The 14646-nt window shown below is 50.8% G+C and carries 18 protein-coding genes; 6 read left to right on the top strand and 12 right to left on the bottom strand.

Going from position 1 to position 14646, the window contains the following annotated elements:
* Window positions 1–32 precede the first annotated feature (32 nt).
* Window positions 33–674 (bottom strand): ubiquinol-cytochrome c reductase iron-sulfur subunit, encoded by a 642-nt coding sequence (petA, locus tag OSH01_RS03775; RefSeq protein ID WP_266122708.1) that lies wholly within the window; start codon window positions 672–674, stop codon window positions 33–35.
* 722 nt (window positions 675–1396) lie between these two features.
* On the opposite strand from petA, the gene mscL reads away from it, so the two are divergent.
* The 3 genes from mscL (at window position 1397) to OSH01_RS03760 (ending at window position 3846) form a co-directional block, all read left to right on the top strand.
* Window positions 1397–1861, top strand: coding sequence for a large conductance mechanosensitive channel protein MscL (gene mscL, locus OSH01_RS03770; RefSeq protein ID WP_266122707.1), 465 nt, complete (start codon window positions 1397–1399; stop codon window positions 1859–1861).
* A gap of 169 nt (window positions 1862–2030) precedes the next feature.
* Window positions 2031–3035 (top strand): 3-hydroxyacyl-CoA dehydrogenase family protein, encoded by a 1005-nt coding sequence (locus OSH01_RS03765; protein WP_266122706.1) that lies wholly within the window; start codon window positions 2031–2033, stop codon window positions 3033–3035.
* Window positions 3028–3846 carry a BKACE family enzyme gene (locus OSH01_RS03760; RefSeq protein WP_266122705.1) on the top strand — a complete coding sequence of 273 codons (819 nt, stop codon included), beginning with the start codon at window positions 3028–3030 and terminating at the stop codon, window positions 3844–3846. The genes OSH01_RS03765 and OSH01_RS03760 overlap by 8 nt, the downstream gene beginning before the upstream one ends.
* Here OSH01_RS03760 and OSH01_RS03755 read toward each other — a convergent pair.
* Window positions 3836–4513 (bottom strand): GntR family transcriptional regulator, encoded by a 678-nt coding sequence (locus tag OSH01_RS03755; protein WP_266122704.1) that lies wholly within the window; start codon window positions 4511–4513, stop codon window positions 3836–3838. The two genes, OSH01_RS03760 and OSH01_RS03755, sit on opposite strands and share 11 nt — an antisense overlap.
* Before the next feature lie 23 nt (window positions 4514–4536).
* Window positions 4537–6297 carry an IlvD/Edd family dehydratase gene (locus OSH01_RS03750; RefSeq protein ID WP_266122703.1) on the bottom strand — a complete coding sequence of 587 codons (1761 nt, stop codon included), beginning with the start codon at window positions 6295–6297 and terminating at the stop codon, window positions 4537–4539.
* Window positions 6298–6414: 117 nt separating this feature from the next.
* Between OSH01_RS03750 and OSH01_RS03745 the strand changes: the two genes are divergently transcribed.
* Both OSH01_RS03745 and OSH01_RS03740 read left to right on the top strand, forming a co-directional pair.
* Complete coding sequence (locus OSH01_RS03745; protein ID WP_266122702.1) at window positions 6415–7422, top strand: Bug family tripartite tricarboxylate transporter substrate binding protein; 1008 nt, start codon at window positions 6415–6417, stop codon at window positions 7420–7422.
* 51 nt (window positions 7423–7473) lie between these two features.
* A complete protein-coding gene (locus OSH01_RS03740) occupies window positions 7474–8406 on the top strand; it encodes a LysR family transcriptional regulator (protein WP_266122701.1) in 933 nt (310 codons plus the stop codon).
* On the opposite strand, the gene OSH01_RS03735 is transcribed toward OSH01_RS03740, so the two are convergent.
* A complete protein-coding gene (locus OSH01_RS03735; protein ID WP_266122700.1) occupies window positions 8403–9179 on the bottom strand; it encodes a Nif3-like dinuclear metal center hexameric protein in 777 nt (258 codons plus the stop codon). The two genes, OSH01_RS03740 and OSH01_RS03735, sit on opposite strands and share 4 nt — an antisense overlap.
* 24 nt (window positions 9180–9203) lie before the next feature.
* Between OSH01_RS03735 and OSH01_RS03730 the strand changes: the two genes are divergently transcribed.
* Window positions 9204–10325 (top strand): S1C family serine protease, encoded by a 1122-nt coding sequence (locus tag OSH01_RS03730; protein WP_266122699.1) that lies wholly within the window; start codon window positions 9204–9206, stop codon window positions 10323–10325.
* Between the two features lie 56 nt (window positions 10326–10381).
* Here the strand turns inward: OSH01_RS03730 and tatC are convergent, their stop codons facing one another.
* The 8 genes from tatC to hisA are packed head-to-tail and all read right to left on the bottom strand — an operon-like array spanning window position 10382 to window position 14619.
* Complete coding sequence (tatC, locus tag OSH01_RS03725) at window positions 10382–11146, bottom strand: twin-arginine translocase subunit TatC (RefSeq protein WP_290459105.1); 765 nt, start codon at window positions 11144–11146, stop codon at window positions 10382–10384.
* Between the two features lies 1 nt (window position 11147).
* A complete protein-coding gene (gene tatB / locus OSH01_RS03720; protein ID WP_266122697.1) occupies window positions 11148–11642 on the bottom strand; it encodes a Sec-independent protein translocase protein TatB in 495 nt (164 codons plus the stop codon).
* 21 nt (window positions 11643–11663) lie between these two features.
* Entirely contained in the window at window positions 11664–11897 is a 234-nt protein-coding gene (gene tatA, locus OSH01_RS03715; protein ID WP_266122696.1) for a Sec-independent protein translocase subunit TatA, read from the bottom strand.
* A gap of 12 nt (window positions 11898–11909) precedes the next feature.
* On the bottom strand, window positions 11910–12278 hold the full coding sequence (locus OSH01_RS03710; protein WP_266122695.1) for a histidine triad nucleotide-binding protein: 369 nt from the start codon (window positions 12276–12278) through the stop codon (window positions 11910–11912).
* A 46-nt stretch (window positions 12279–12324) separates the two neighbouring features.
* Complete coding sequence (locus tag OSH01_RS03705; protein WP_266122694.1) at window positions 12325–12675, bottom strand: phosphoribosyl-ATP diphosphatase; 351 nt, start codon at window positions 12673–12675, stop codon at window positions 12325–12327.
* Window positions 12672–13079: a phosphoribosyl-AMP cyclohydrolase gene (gene hisI / locus OSH01_RS03700; RefSeq protein ID WP_266122693.1), complete on the bottom strand. Its 408-nt coding sequence runs from the start codon at window positions 13077–13079 to the stop codon at window positions 12672–12674. The genes OSH01_RS03705 and hisI overlap by 4 nt, the downstream gene beginning before the upstream one ends.
* Complete coding sequence (gene hisF / locus OSH01_RS03695; RefSeq protein WP_266122692.1) at window positions 13079–13882, bottom strand: imidazole glycerol phosphate synthase subunit HisF; 804 nt, start codon at window positions 13880–13882, stop codon at window positions 13079–13081. Before hisF ends, hisI begins: the two co-directional genes overlap by 1 nt.
* Window positions 13879–14619, bottom strand: a complete 741-nt coding sequence (gene hisA, locus OSH01_RS03690) for a 1-(5-phosphoribosyl)-5-[(5-phosphoribosylamino)methylideneamino]imidazole-4-carboxamide isomerase (RefSeq protein ID WP_266122691.1) — start codon at window positions 14617–14619, stop codon at window positions 13879–13881. The genes hisF and hisA overlap by 4 nt, the downstream gene beginning before the upstream one ends.
* Window positions 14620–14646: the final 27 nt, after the last annotated feature.

Raw genomic sequence — 14646 nt, 5'->3', positions numbered from 1 at the left:
TTTATTGAATACGGTGTTAGGTCACAGCCGATTTAGGCTGGGTGAGTTTCATCTACGCCAATAATGACGCGCGAGCCATCCGCTGAGAATTCGTAAGGGGGAATCTCAAGGTTGTCGGGGGCAGGCTTATTGCGAAAGACGCGACCAGCCAAATCAAAGGTAGAGCCGTGGCATGGGCACAAAAAGCCACCTTCCCAGTTGGCTGGTAGGCCTGGGCCACCAACGGCTGCTAGGTGAGGGGTAGGTGAGCAGCCCAAGTGGGTGCAAATGCCGACACAGACGAAGATTTCTGGGCGACGTGAACGGTAATTATTTTTTGCGTAGGCAGGGGTGTAGCCCGGGCGATCCGAATCGGGGTCGGCCAGTTGGCTATCTAGTTTAGGTAGCTCAACAATTTGCGCCTCGGTTCGGTGCATAACCCAGACGGGCTTGCCGCGCCACTCTACGGTGCGCAGTTCTCCGGGAGCCAGCGAAGAAATATCAACCTCGACAGGGGCTCCGGCAGCCTTTGCCTTCTCGGAAGGCGCAAAAGAGCTGACGAACGGAACGGCAGTACCCACACCGGCGACACCGCCTAAAGCACAGGCAGTAGCGACCCAGGTGCGGCGCGCTGGATCAGGCGGCAGATTGGGGTCAATCGCGCCAGCATCAGTAGATAACTTATCGTGACTCATTCAAGTGCATCCTTGTCGACGCCCGTCAAAACAGGCTGATTACCCTTTTGACAGCAAGGGTATGTAATTCATTAGCGCCACATTATAGCGTTCCCCGCCAGTTCAGGGATAGTCCATGCTGGGAAACGTGCGGCAGGCTTTGATTTACCTTAATTAAAAACGGGTTGGCACTTAATTAGTACGTTGAGCTGGATTACTGGCTTTTTGGCCTTAAGACTCTGTGCACCTTAAATTCTTCACTAGCCTAGTTCGTAGCGCAAGCGTAGAAAAAATAACGTACTTCTGGCAAAGACAAGTGCAACATGCACTATGTACAGTGTCAAATTTGTGCCAATTTATAAGTATACGAAACTTCTGCCTATGCTGTCATACAGTTTGCATAAAAGAAGCGCAAGTATATAGTCAGCACCCTAGGGTAAGAGGCGGTAATTTCTTTTATCACCCCGTGTCCTTAGCGAGACTTACGCAGCAAGCCTGTCAGGCTCTTACCATATTGAAAGCGGCGTCTTTTATACACCACAAGATCATGTCAGGTCTTCTTGAATACAAAAAAGCTCGCTTAACGTAGCGAGTCATGGTGAGTGAAACAGAGCGCAAAAAGCGGTGTGCTTTCTGTATGCCTTCGAGTATTCTTACAACTGTCCGCTAGGACCCAGTAGAAGGTGGCAAAATATTGCCTCAGGGGATACTTGGTTTAGTTTGATTATTAAAAAGGTGAATGTATGAATAAAGCGCGGGGGTTTCTGCAAGAGTTCCGAGAGTTTGCTGTAAAAGGCAACATGATGGATCTGGCTGTAGGGGTCATTGTTGGGGCTGCTTTTGGTAAAATCATCGATTCGTTGGTGAAAGATATCGTGATGCCCTTGATCAGTTTTATTCTGGGGGGCGAGGTTGATTTCACGAATCAGTTCCTCGTGCTGCGTTTGCCAGAGGGGTATAGTGGTCCGGAAACCTATGAAGCGTTAAATAGTGCGGGTGCAGTGATCTTGTCGTGGGGAAGCTTTTTAACCATTTTGATCAACTTCATCTTGCTCGCCTTTGTGGTTTTCTGCATGGTGAAAGCCTTAAATCGCATGCGTGATGCGGTGCATAAAAAAGAAGTGGCAGCAGAAGCCGAAGCGCCGCCCGCTCCTACTCCCGAAGACGTGCTCTTGTTGCGTGAAATTCGTGATGCTCTAAAGAAATAAAGTAGTCGTCAACTAGGCACACAAGACAGAACCCGATGAGTCACATCGGGTTTTTTTCGGCCATCTTATTTATTGAAAAAACCGCATAATTAAGTAAATAAATTTGTTTTACAAATTTTTATGTCCTAGGCAAACTAGATCTATCTTTCTACTTATTTGGAGCAATACAGTGAAGCCTACTGCTTTCCACGCACCAGCACACTTTTTTCGCCCCTCCCGCTCACACGCTGTAGTGGTTGGTGGTGGGACGATGGGGGCTGGGGTCGCTGTTGTACTTTGCCGTGCCGGCTGTAAAGTGACCGTGTTAGAAACACAATCGGAACGTGCAGCGCTGGTACCTGGCTTAGTGCAGGAATTTTTAGAGCAACAAGAGGCCGCCGGGCAGCTTCATTTGTTACAGGTGAAGCAGAGCTTGGCTGATGTGCCGTGGTCCGAGGTGGACGTTGTGATTGAATGCATACCTGAGCGTTTAGATATCAAGCAAGCACTGTTTGCTCAGTTAGAAAAGTATGCCCGGCCAGACACGTTGTTGGCGAGTAATAGCTCAAGCTTTCCTATATCCGATATTGCACGGGGGCTTAACAGCGCCGAACGTATGATAGGGCTGCACTTTTTCATGCCGGCTCATCTTATCCCCTTGGTTGAGGTGGTTTGTGGGCAAGCGACAGCTAGGGATGCGGCTGACAATTTGCATGCCTTTATGTATCAGTGTGGGATGGTTCCTGTTTTAGTTAAAAAAGATTTGCCAGGGTTTTTGGCTAATCGTTTGCAGCATGCGTTGGCACGCGAAGCATTTTCCATGATAGACGCGGGTATTGCCTCGCCTGAGGATGTTGACGCGGCGGTACGTTATGGCTTTGGTTTCCGTTTTTTGGCGGCTGGCCCCGTCTTACAACGAGAACACGCCGGCCTAGAAGTGCACTGCGCAGCAGGAGCTATGATTTACCCCTCCTTAGCCAGTAACACTGAGCCGAGCGCTTGCTTAGCCGATAAAGTGGCTGCTGGTCATTTTGGGCTTAAAACCGGACAGGGGTTCTATACTTGGACGGATGAAGAGGTGGCACAAGAAAGAAAGCGTTATCAGTCAGCGCTGTTAGATGGTTTAAACATTATAAAAGCCGATTTACCTGTTATTGCTGATGCCGCTTATGCCGAGGAGAGAGGAAATGAATAAAACGCCATTGATTGTGACGGTAGCCCCTAATGGAGCCTACAAAACTAAAGAGCAGCATCCACAAGTACCTCTGACCGCCGTAGAGTTAGCGCAGACAGCTAAGCAGTGTTTGGATGCAGGTGCCGCGATGATACATATGCATATTCGTAAGGCGGATGGAAGCCATTTGTTGGATGCGCACGGGTACAAAGAAGCTACTCAAGCAGTGCGTAAGGCTGTGGGTCATGAACTGGTGGTTCAGATCACATCTGAGGCGGCGCAGGTTTATACTCCGCATGTACAAATGCAGGTAGTGCGTGATACGCAGCCTGAGGCGGTTTCTATAGGCCTGCGTGAAATTGTTCGTCCCGAGGTACCCGAAGCCGATGTGGCGGACTTCTTTTCCTGGTTAGCGCGGAACCAGGTGATGACTCAGGTTATTTTGTATGATGCTGCCGATGTGCAGACTTGGCAAGACTTACGTGCGCGAGACGTTATTGGCGAAGCGCCATGGTTCTTGTTATTCGTGCTAGGGCGTTATAGTGCAGGCCAGGTTTCAGCTCCAACAGATTTGTTGCCATTTTTACAAGTCCATGACAATGCCTATCCTTGGGCCATGTGTGCATTTGGTCCCCAAGAGCATGCCTGTGCAACGGCAGCCGCTGCGCTAGGTGGACATGTACGGGTAGGTTTTGAAAACAACTTGTATTTGAAAAGTGGAAAGCTGGCTCCGGACAATGCCGCATTAGTACGTCAGGTGGCAGAAGCCGCAGAGTGTCTTGTTCAACCGTTGGCGACGGCAGATCAAGTGCGTCAGTTGTTTACGGTCTAATGTCAGATAGTAGGCCTAAGGCATTGCGAGTTCGTAGATAATAATCGCGAGACGGTATCAGGTGGGCTTGTGTGAGTGCCAGTAAAGTCTCGCGATCGCCTACCTCTAAGAGTTCTAGCAACTGATGATGTTCTTTTTGAGATTTCAGTTGCTGTTCCCGTGAAAGCAAAGCTTGAAAGCGGATGGCGTGCGTGCGGCGTGCAAAGTCTTCGATGGCTTGGGCTAAGTGGGGATTGCCACAGTACCCAAATAAGCCTCGATGAAACTCTTGGTTGCTGTGAAAGATCAGCCGCACGTCGGCTAGCTGGACGGCTTCATCATGCTTTGCCTGAATAAGATGTAAATGGCGTAGCATTTCTTCTGGTGCGGGTAAGGGTACCAGCCGCATAGCTTCCGTTTCTAGCAACCTGCGTATCTCGTACAATTGATAGACGTCAGTGTCAGCGAAGCTGCGTACCATGGCACCTACATTACGCTTACGTTCCACCAGCCCAGCCTTCTCTAATAAGTCGCAGGCAGCTCGTACTACATGCCTTTTGGCTTGAAATCGGGCCATAAGGTCGTCTTCAATAAGGCGTACCTGAGGCGCTAGTAGACCTAAAACGATGTCTTCTTCAAGCCTTGCGGCAATATCCTCTGCTCCGCTTTGAGCAGTCTGTGTAAACATAGGTATATGGGTGCCCGGCATTCTCATTCGCTCCTAGGAATAACTCCCTTGCGGGTTGTGGCAGTGAGGAAGTCAAAGTCAGCTCCTTGGTCTGCCTGCAGTACTGTTTGTCGAAAGAGTTTTGCATAGCCGCGCTCTGCCTCGGGTATTTGTACCGGCTGCCTGGCTTGGCGAGCCGCCAGCTCTGCGTCATCAATTAACCATTCTATCCGGCGTTGGCTGACGGATAAACGTATTTTATCGCCATTCTGTACCCAGGCTAACGGCCCTCCTAAAGCGGCTTCTGGGGTGACGTGGAGAACGATCGTGCCAAAGGCGGTGCCACTCATACGCCCATCAGAGATACGCACCATGTCTTTGACTCCCTGTCGAGCAAGCTTTTGGGGGATCGGTAAGTAGCCAGCTTCGGGCATGGCTGCTGCCTTGGGGCCAATGTTTTTCAACACTAAAATATCTTCAGCTTTGACGTCTAATTCAGGGTCGTCAATTCGGGCTGCCATATCCTCAGGATTCTCGAACACGATTGCTCGCCCCTCATGCTCCATCAATGTGGGGTCCGCAGCAGATTGTTTAATGATGGCCCCATCTGGGGCCAGGTTTCCGTAGAGTACGGCAATCCCCCCTTGCGGGTACAGTGGTGTACTGAATGGCCTTACTACCTCTTGAGAAAAAGGTGCAGGGCCTGTGTCTAGCTCCTCGCCGAGGGTGCGCCCAGTTACCGTTAATGCATCTAAATTCAGGAGTGGCCGTAGTTCACGTAATAGTGTCCTCATACCGCCTGCCGCGTGGAAATCCTCCATGTAATGTTTGCCGGACGGTTTTAAGTCTAGCAATACAGGGGTTTCTCGGCTCATTACATCTAAAGCCCGCAAGTCCATGTTGTAGCCTGCACGTCCAGCAATGGCAGTCATATGGACAATAGCATTGGTGGATCCCCCCATTGCAAACAAGACTCGCATGGCATTTTCAAACGCTGCTGGAGTTAATATGTCGTTGATGCCTATGCCTTGTCGTGCAAGGTTGACGGCGGCCTGGCCGCTTAGCTCTGCAATGCGCATACGGTCTGCTGTTACCGCTGGGGGGGAAGCGCTGCCTGGTACGCCAATACCTAATGCTTCAACTAAGCAGGCCATCGTGCTTGCTGTGCCTGCCACGGAACAGGTCCCTACACTAGCAACTAATTGATCGTTAACCGCTGCAATTTCTTCACTATCGATTTCTTCCGCCCTGAATTGGGCCCAATACCGACGACAGTCGGTACAAGCTCCCACACGTGTTCCCCGATGTGAGCCTGCTAACATGGAACCTGTCACCAATTGGACAGCAGGTAAACCTACCGATGTTGCCCCCATGAGCTGTGCGGGTACTGTTTTATCGCAGCCCCCGATCAATACCACTGCATCCATAGGTTGAGCGCGCAACATTTCCTCGGTATCTATAGACATCAGGTTACGCAGATACATGCTAGTAGGATGCGAAAAGCTTTCATGTATAGAAATAGTGGGAAACTCCATAGGCAAGCCGCCTGCCAGTAACACCCCACGTTTTACTGCCTCGAGCAATTGAGGCAGGTTGCCATGGCAGGGGTTATAGGCACTACCTGTGTTCACAATGCCAATCACCGGTCGCTCTAATGCGTTGTCTGTGTACCCGGCTCCTTTGATGAATGCTTTACGTAAGAACATGGAAAAACCACTATCGCCATAGTTGCTAAGGCCTTGGGCCAGACCTTGGCGCATATTTTCCGGGTGGACAGCGTGCTGGGGAGAGGTTTTTTTAGTCATACGAGGGTTAACCATATTTGCGGTGGATGGATTATTAATAATATTATTAATTTATTGTTCAGTCGAGCTTTTGCCGTGAAAAGCTGATTTGTAAATTTCTTCAAGTAAGGAGGCTTCATGAAGCTCACCGCCTTAACACTTACTCGCCGCCAAGCCTTGACAGGGCTTCTTGCGCTGAGTGCATTAACCATCAGTGCTTTGTCTCCCGTCCATGCTGAAAGCGATTATCCCAAGCGCAGTGTGCGCCTCATCGTCCCTTATGCTCCAGGCGGAGCGACGGATGTAATCGGACGGGTGTTAGGCAAAGAGCTAGGCGAAGCCTTAGGCCAAACCTTTGTCGTTGAGAACCGGGCAGGGGCTGGAGGCAGCTTAGGAGCAGGTCAGGTCGCTAAGTCCAACCCAGATGGTTATACCTTGTTGATGGGAGCTTTCACGAGCCATACGATTAACGCGGCTCTGACGCCTGAATTGGTCAATTTTGAAATTGATAAGAGTTTTGATTATGTTTCAGTAGTAGGTACTGTGCCTTTGGTCTTTGCAGTCAATAAGAAAGTGCCGGTGCAAAATGTGATGGAACTGGTTGAGCTTAGCAAACAGAACCCTGGCGATGTCAGCTTTGCCTCCGCAGGCACAGGTTCACCACAACATTTAGCGATTGAAATGTTCAAGCAACAAGCAGGCGCCGACGTCATTCATGTGCCCTATCGAGGGAGTGGCCCAGCGTTAGCTGACCTATTGGGCGGACAGGTGAATGTCATGATAGACACTGTGCCTGCGGCTTTGGGCATGATCAAGTCGGGGGATATACGTGCGCTCGCAACGACGACAAAAGAGCGCGTTCCTTCGTTACCTGATGTGCCTACGGTAGTTGAGGCGGGCATGCCAGACATGCAAATTAGCTCAATGTTTGCCATCGCCGCGCCAGCAGGAACACCCAAGGAAATTACTGACAAACTGAATGGGGCACTAGAGAAAATCTTGTCAAACCCCGAGGTGCAGGCTTCGATGTTGGCTCAAGGTACCTTATCTACTCATGCCACGCCTGAAGAGAGTGCCAAAATGATCAATGAAGAGTTTGCCAAATGGCAAAAGCTTATTAAGGACAATGACATCAAAGTAGAATAGTCGTTTGTACTTTTTTGGCGGGCCGAATGCCGGCCTGCCTTCAGTTGTGATATGAGCCTTGAGCCCAATTTTTCTACTAGAGACTTACGTGCTATTTTAGCTTTAAGCCAGACGCGTAACTTTGGCCAAGCTGCGGTGCGTATGCATTTATCACAGTCGGCCTTATCAGCATTGATTGCGCGTGTAGAGAAACAATTGGGGGCAAAGCTATTTGAGCGTAGCACCCGAGCCGTTGAGCTCACTGATGCTGGCCAAGTATTTTTACTCTACGCGCAAGACCTGCTCCGCGATACTCAACTGGCATGGCAAGCCGTGAGTGATGTCGTGCAGTTACATAGCGGTACGGTGACGGTGGCCGCCCTCCCCTCGTTGGCGGCCTCTGTGGTACCCACATTATTTGCGGAGTACGCTAAACAATATCCTGCGGTGAGATTGTCTTTACTGGATACCTTATCCGGAGAGGCTTTTGATTTAGTTCGTCAAGGTAAAGTGGACTTTGCCTTAACGGCAGCCAATCCACAGCAGGAGGATTTGCGTTATACCCAGTTAGCGACCGACCAATTCGTCTTGTTGTGTCCTGAGGGGCACCCCTTAGCGGCATCTAGTGCACCTATTTTGCTCGAAGACACCCTTCATTACCCACACGTTTCCATGGGAAGTGGCGCGAGTGTGCGTCAGTACCTTGATGTATACCTATGGGGCAAAGGTCATAAGTTCACGCCTGCCTATGAGTTGGATCATATTGCCACGATAGGGGCTTTAGTGAGCGCGGGGCAAGGCATTAGTGCTTTGCCGGGGGCGGCAGTAAGCCTATTGCGTGATCCGCGCTTACAGCAGTTGCCCTTGGCGTTGGATATTGAGCGCCCTTTAGGTGTGGTGGCCAGACGTCATTTCCCATTGAGTTCGGCCGCGCAAGCGATGTATCAAATGCTTGTCGGCCATACTGAGATGTATTTTTCTCGCTCTTTTAGCCCAAGTGCTTAAATCGGATTATCCACATCAATAAACTCCACCTCGACACCAAACTGCTTGGCGATTGCCTGACCTAAAGCCAGGACACCGTAACGTTCGGTAGCATGATGGCCGGCAGCAATGAAGCCGACATTATTTTCCAGTGCGAGATGGTAGTTTTGTTCTGAGGCTTCACCGGTAATGTAGAGATCGGCGCCGGCAGCGATGGCGGCCTCCATAAAGCCTTGAGCTCCTCCAGTGCACCACGCCACCCGTTGTACGGGAGCATCAGCGTTACCCACCAGTAAAGGCTCACGCCCTAAACGGGAGCTAATGAGCTGGCTCATTGCTTGACGTGTCATCGCAGCCTTAGGGCGCCCTAGCCACACCAGCCCATCGGGCCCACATCCTATTACTTGGCCTTGTGCATCACGTTCTGGCTCAAGGTCTAGCTGCTGCGCTAACTGTACGTTGTTTCCTAGTGTAGGGTGTGCATCCAGCGGCAGATGGTAGCCATATAGGTTAAGCTCATGTTGCAGAGTGAGGGCGATACGCGCTTTTTTAGGGCCTCGTATACAAGGGTTCTCGTTTTTCCAAAACCAGCCGTGATGCACGATGACGGCATCAGCGTTATGCTTTACGGCAGCCTGTAGCAGGGCCAGCGAGGCCGTGACACCAGTAACAATACGACGGATATCGGTTTTCCCTTCCACTTGCAAGCCATTGGGGCAGTAGTCTTTAAATTTGTGGGCCTCCAAAGTGTGGTCTAGCCAGTGTAGAAGCTCGATATTGTTAACCTGTGTCATTGACGTCCTTTTTTGAAAAATACTATGCGTAGCCTGTGGTTGCTCTTTACGCAGACGATAACGGTCTGCTTAGGTATATGGTTTACTGTATCCACTTTACGGCCTGAGTGGGTGACTGCTGCGGTGCCTGAGCCAGATATTATGCCTACCTATCAGTTAGCACCTGCTGTGGCAGGCTCGTATGCGCAAGCCGTACGACGAGCAGCGCCCGCCGTAGTTAATATTTATACCAGCCAGCGCCTTAAGCCCGCACAAAGACCGTACGAAGGCGGGTGGCAAGGTGCGGAGCCCAACGTTGACGATGCTCCCTCCGAGACTAACTTGGGTTCGGGCGTTATCGTGCATCAGGATGGATTAATCTTAACTAATAATCATGTGTTAAATGCCATTGATAAGGTCGAATTAGCTCTAGCAGATGGGAGACGAGCAAGCGCTGAGCTAGTGGGGCGTGATCCGGATAGTGATATTGCGGTCTTGAGAGTTTCCTTACCAGATCTACCTGTCATTCCCTTATATGCCGCACCAGTGCACGTGGGCGATGTAGTGTTAGCTATAGGAAATCCTTTCGGGGTGGGACAAACGACCACGCAAGGTATTGTGTCAGGTTTAGGGCGTAGCCGCTTAGGGGTGAATTTATATGAAAACTTTATTCAAACGGATGCGGCCATCAACCCGGGTAACTCGGGTGGCGCATTGATTGATGTGCAAGGCCGTTTGGTGGGTATCAATACGGCGATGTATTCAGAAACTGGTGGCTCGTTAGGAATAGGCTTTGCCATTCCGGCACCGATGGCGTTAGCAGTGCTGCATGAACTCGTGAGTACAGGGGTGGTAAGCCGTGGTTGGCTGGGGATAGAGCCGCAAGACTTAAGCCCAGATCTCGTTCAGGCTTTTGGCTTGCCTAGTGCTCAGGGGGCGATTGTTGCAAGGGTGCTACGTCAAAGTCCTGCTGCAGGCGCAGGCTTACAAGTGGGTGATATTGTCCAGACTCTAGATGGCCAAACCGTCGACGACTCGATAGGCTTATTAACGCAGATAGCAGCTCTTAAAGCAGGCAGTCGTACTTCTTTGCAAGTATGGCGTGATGGTAAAAGTCGAACCATAAAGGTAACGGTTGGGCAACGCCCTGCCGCACAGCCAGAGTAAGCCCTATGACCGAGCGGTATAGGGCTGAGTACTACCTTGGTACGAAATGAGCGCGCTTATACGCTTAGGTCGTGGTTATCGAGCTTCTTTTCGCGTTTTTTTACCATTTTTGCTGCAATGATCCCCACTTCATATAGTAGGCATAAAGGGACAGCGAGCAAGAATTGACTAATCACATCAGGAGGTGTGACGATGGCGGCAATAATAAAAGCGCCAACAATGACGTAGCCTCGGATTTCTCGTAGCTTAGCGATATCAACCACACCCGTTTTAACCAGTAGCACAACGGCGACAGGCACTTCGAACGTGATCCCGAAAGCCATAAACATAGTCATGACAAAGTTGACGTAAGCCTCGATGTCGGGCGCAGGGGTGATGGAGTCGGGGGCAAACGAAGCAATGAATTGGAAAACAGTTTTAAACACCACAAAATAACAAAATGCCATACCCGCTATGAACAGCAGGGTGCTGGACAAGATAAGGGGTAAGGCGAGGCTTTTTTCGTGGGAATACAGACCTGGAGCGATAAACGCCCAAGCTTGGTAAAGCACAACCGGCAAAGCTACTACAAAAGACGCCATTAAGGTTACCTTCATGGGAACCATAAAGGGCGTAATGACGCCGGTAGCGATCATGCGTGTTCCTTCGGGTAAGGAAGAGAGCATGGGCTGAGCAAGGACATCGTAGATGGCCGAGGCGCCGGGATAGATAAAAAGAACAACAAACACCAAGAAAACCGCCCCGACGGCACGGAGCAGACGGGTGCGTAATTCAACTAGGTGCGAGATAAAGCTGTCTTCTTGAGGTTCGGCAGTACTCACATTACTTCTCATTAGAGGCAGACGATGCTACCCGGTTTGTTTTACTGTCCGCGGTAGCTTCAGAGGGGGATGGGCTAGCAGGCTCCGTTATACCAGGAGCGATGCGGGACTCGGTTTCGCGTGGGGAGGAGTCGGCGTCCAGCTTAGGCGTTTCTTTTAATGCAGTTTTGGTTGCATTTAAAGCATCTTGGGCAGAACGCGAGGCTTCATTGAGCATATCGCGTGCCTCGTCTAGCGGCTGGCGCACGCTTTTTGTCGTGTCTTCAAAGGAACTGCGCACAGACTGCGCCGCATCTTCCATTTGTTTTTTGAGGTCTTTAACTTCATCCAGATTAATTTCACGCTGTATATCGGTTTTCACCTCGTTCACATAGCGTTGCGCACGCCCCAGCAAGTGACCCATGGTGCGGGCCACTTTAGGGAGGCGTTCTGGGCCAATGACGATCAGCGCCACCACGCCGATCACCATAAGCTCGGTAAAGCTGATATCAAACATGCAGACTCACTAGCGTGAAGGTTAGGACTCTGATTTTTCTTTGGCTTGCACGTCGATGGTTTGTGTGCGCTCGTCTTGGGTGCGCTGCGTTACCCCTTCAGGAGTATCTTCAGCTGTAGCGTCTTTCATGCCTTTTTTGAAGCCTTTCACGGCGCCGCCAAGGTCTTCACCCATATTGCGTAGTTTTTTAGTGCCAAAAATCAGCACGATTGCCAGTAGAACGACCAGCCAATGCCAAATACTTAAGCTACCCATTTTGAATCTCCGTTATGCAGCCGGTGCTGCCCTATTTTGCCATGGGCGCTCGCCGCCGAGCACGTGCATGTGCAAATGATTGATTTCTTGACCACCGTCTAGGCCATTGTTAATGACTACACGGAAGCCACCCTCATGCCCAGGGCGGCAACCACCAAGGCGGGCAATTTCAGGTGCTAATGCCAGCATTTTACCTAACCAAGCTGCATCCTCGGCAGAAATAGTTTGCAGAGAATGGACATGCCGCTTAGGTACGACCAAAATATGTACGGGTGCGGCCGGGTTAATGTCATTAAATGCTAGGAAATCATCATCTTCGTACACTTTGGTACAGGGGATGATTCCCTCAATAATTTTGCAAAATAGACAATTGTCACTCATAGCAATTCCGAATATAAATCTTGATGCATGAAGAAATGAAGGCGTCTCAGGCTGGCTCTGATCGACTTGCTTTTTCCTGTAGGCCAGATACGCCTTCACGACGTACCAGCTCAGAAAGTATATCTTCGTAGCTTAAACTATAGTAGGTTAAAGCTACTAGGGTGTGAAACCACAGGTCGGCCGCTTCACTGATGATGCGTTCGGGACTTTCGTCTTTCGCCGCCATCACCAGCTCGGTGGCCTCTTCCCCAATTTTCTTCAGGAATGCATCTGGGCCTTTGGCATACAGCTTGGCCACATACGACGCACTGGGGTCGCCGTTTTCGTGAGGTAGACGGCTATGTAATGTTTGCTGCAGATGCGCAAGTATGGTGTCGCGGGTGATCGCTTTACTCATCGGTAGATATGCTCCGGGTCTTTCAGCACCGGAGCGACGGTTTCCCATGTAGGAGTATCGCTTGTGCTGTGTTGTAGCTGGCGAAAAAAACAACTTTCTCGACCAGTATGGCAGGCAATGTGACCGACTTGATCAATCATGAGCAGAATCACGTCGCCATCACAGTCTAGGTAAATATCGTGCACATGCTGAATGTGCCCGGACTCTTCACCCTTGCGCCATAAGCGTTGCCGCGAGCGAGACCAGTAGACGGCGCGTTGGCTGTGCACGGTCTCTTGCAGGGACTCTTGATTCATCCAAGCGACCATCAGTATTTTATGACTGATGTGATCTTGGGCAATAACAGGGATCAGTCCGTTAGCATCAAATTTAACGTCGTCTAGCCAAGCAAGAGAGCGATTCATTATTGTCGCACCCTAATACCTTGAGCCGCCATGAACGCTTTGGCTTCTGCGACAGTGTGTTGACCATAGTGAAAAATACTGGCGGCCAGCACGGCACTAGCTCCGCCTTGCAATACGCCGTCGGCCAAGTCTTGTAAGCTACCTACTCCACCCGAAGCGATCACCGGAATGGAGACGGCATCGCTGATGGCACGGGTTAAGGCAAGGTCAAAGCCCGACTTCGTGCCGTCTTTATCCATGCTAGTAAGCAGTAGCTCACCTGCGCCGTACTGGGCCATTTTTTGTGCCCATTCAATGGCATCTAGGCCCGTCGCACGACGTCCACCATGGGTGAACACCTCCCAGCGAAGGGGTTCGCCCGGGGCCGAAACACGACGCGCATCAATGGCGACGACGATGCATTGGGAGCCATGATGTTGGGCGGCTTCACGCACTAACTCAGGGTTGCTAATAGCACTGCTATTGATTGACACCTTATCGGCGCCTGCATTCAGTAAGCGCTGCACGTCCGCCAGCTCACGTACACCACCACCCACGGTAAGGGGTATAAAAATTTGCTTAGCCACGGCTTCAATGATGGGCAAAATTAAGCCATGGTTTTCCGAGGTGGCGGTAATGTCGAGCAAAGTCAGCTCATCGGCGCCTTGCTCGTTATAGCGTTTAGCAATTTCAACTGGGTCGCCAGCGTCTACCAGATCAACAAAGTTGACGCCTTTTACTACGCGGCCAGCGGTGACGTCCAAGCAAGGAATGATACGACAACTGAGTTCGTTACGTGGCGCATCGGGCGCTGTCGAGCTCATAGCTCGTACTCGTCGGCAAGCTCTTGTGCCTGAGCAAAGTCCAGCGTGCCTTCATAGATACTGCGGCCCAAAATAACCCCTTCAATACCTTCATGCTCAACTTCACATAAGGCTTCGATGTCTTTGAGGTCGGTGACACCACCAGAGGCAATGACGGGGATAGTAACGTGTTGGGATAAACGCACGGTGGCTTCGATATTGACGCCGGTGAGCATGCCGTCGCGGCCAATATCGGTATAGATAATGGACTCGCAGCCGTAATCCTCGAACTTCTTGGCTAAGTCTAAAACATCGTGGCGGGTCAGTTTGCTCCAGCCGTCGGTAGCGACTTTACCGTCACGGGCATCTAGGCCAACAATAATGCTGCCTGGAAATGCGCTGCAGGCATCGCGTAGAAAACCGGGGCTTTTTACTGCCGCAGTACCGATAATGACGTAGCTCAAGCCGTTGTCTAGGTATTGCTCGATGGTGTCCAGATCGCGGATGCCACCACCTATTTGCACAGGAATATCGCTGCCTACAGCTTTGATAATGGCACGTATCGCATCAACGTTTTTGGGCTTGCCAGCAAAGGCACCGTTAAGGTCAACTAGATGCAGGCGTCGGGCACCTTGTTCTAGCCATTGGCTTGCGGTGGCAGCTGGATCGTCCGAGAACACGGTTGCATCATCCAGGTCGCCCTGGCGAAGGCGTACGCAACGCCCGTCTTTAAGGTCGATGGCGGGGATCAGAAGCATGATTTATAGCCGTAAAACGTATGAAAA

The sequence above is a fragment of the Alcaligenes endophyticus genome, assembly GCF_026344035.1.
In the GTDB taxonomy this organism is placed as follows: Bacteria; Pseudomonadota; Gammaproteobacteria; order Burkholderiales; family Burkholderiaceae_B; genus Alcaligenes; species Alcaligenes endophyticus.
This window is presented reverse-complemented; position numbering and strand designations above follow the sequence as displayed.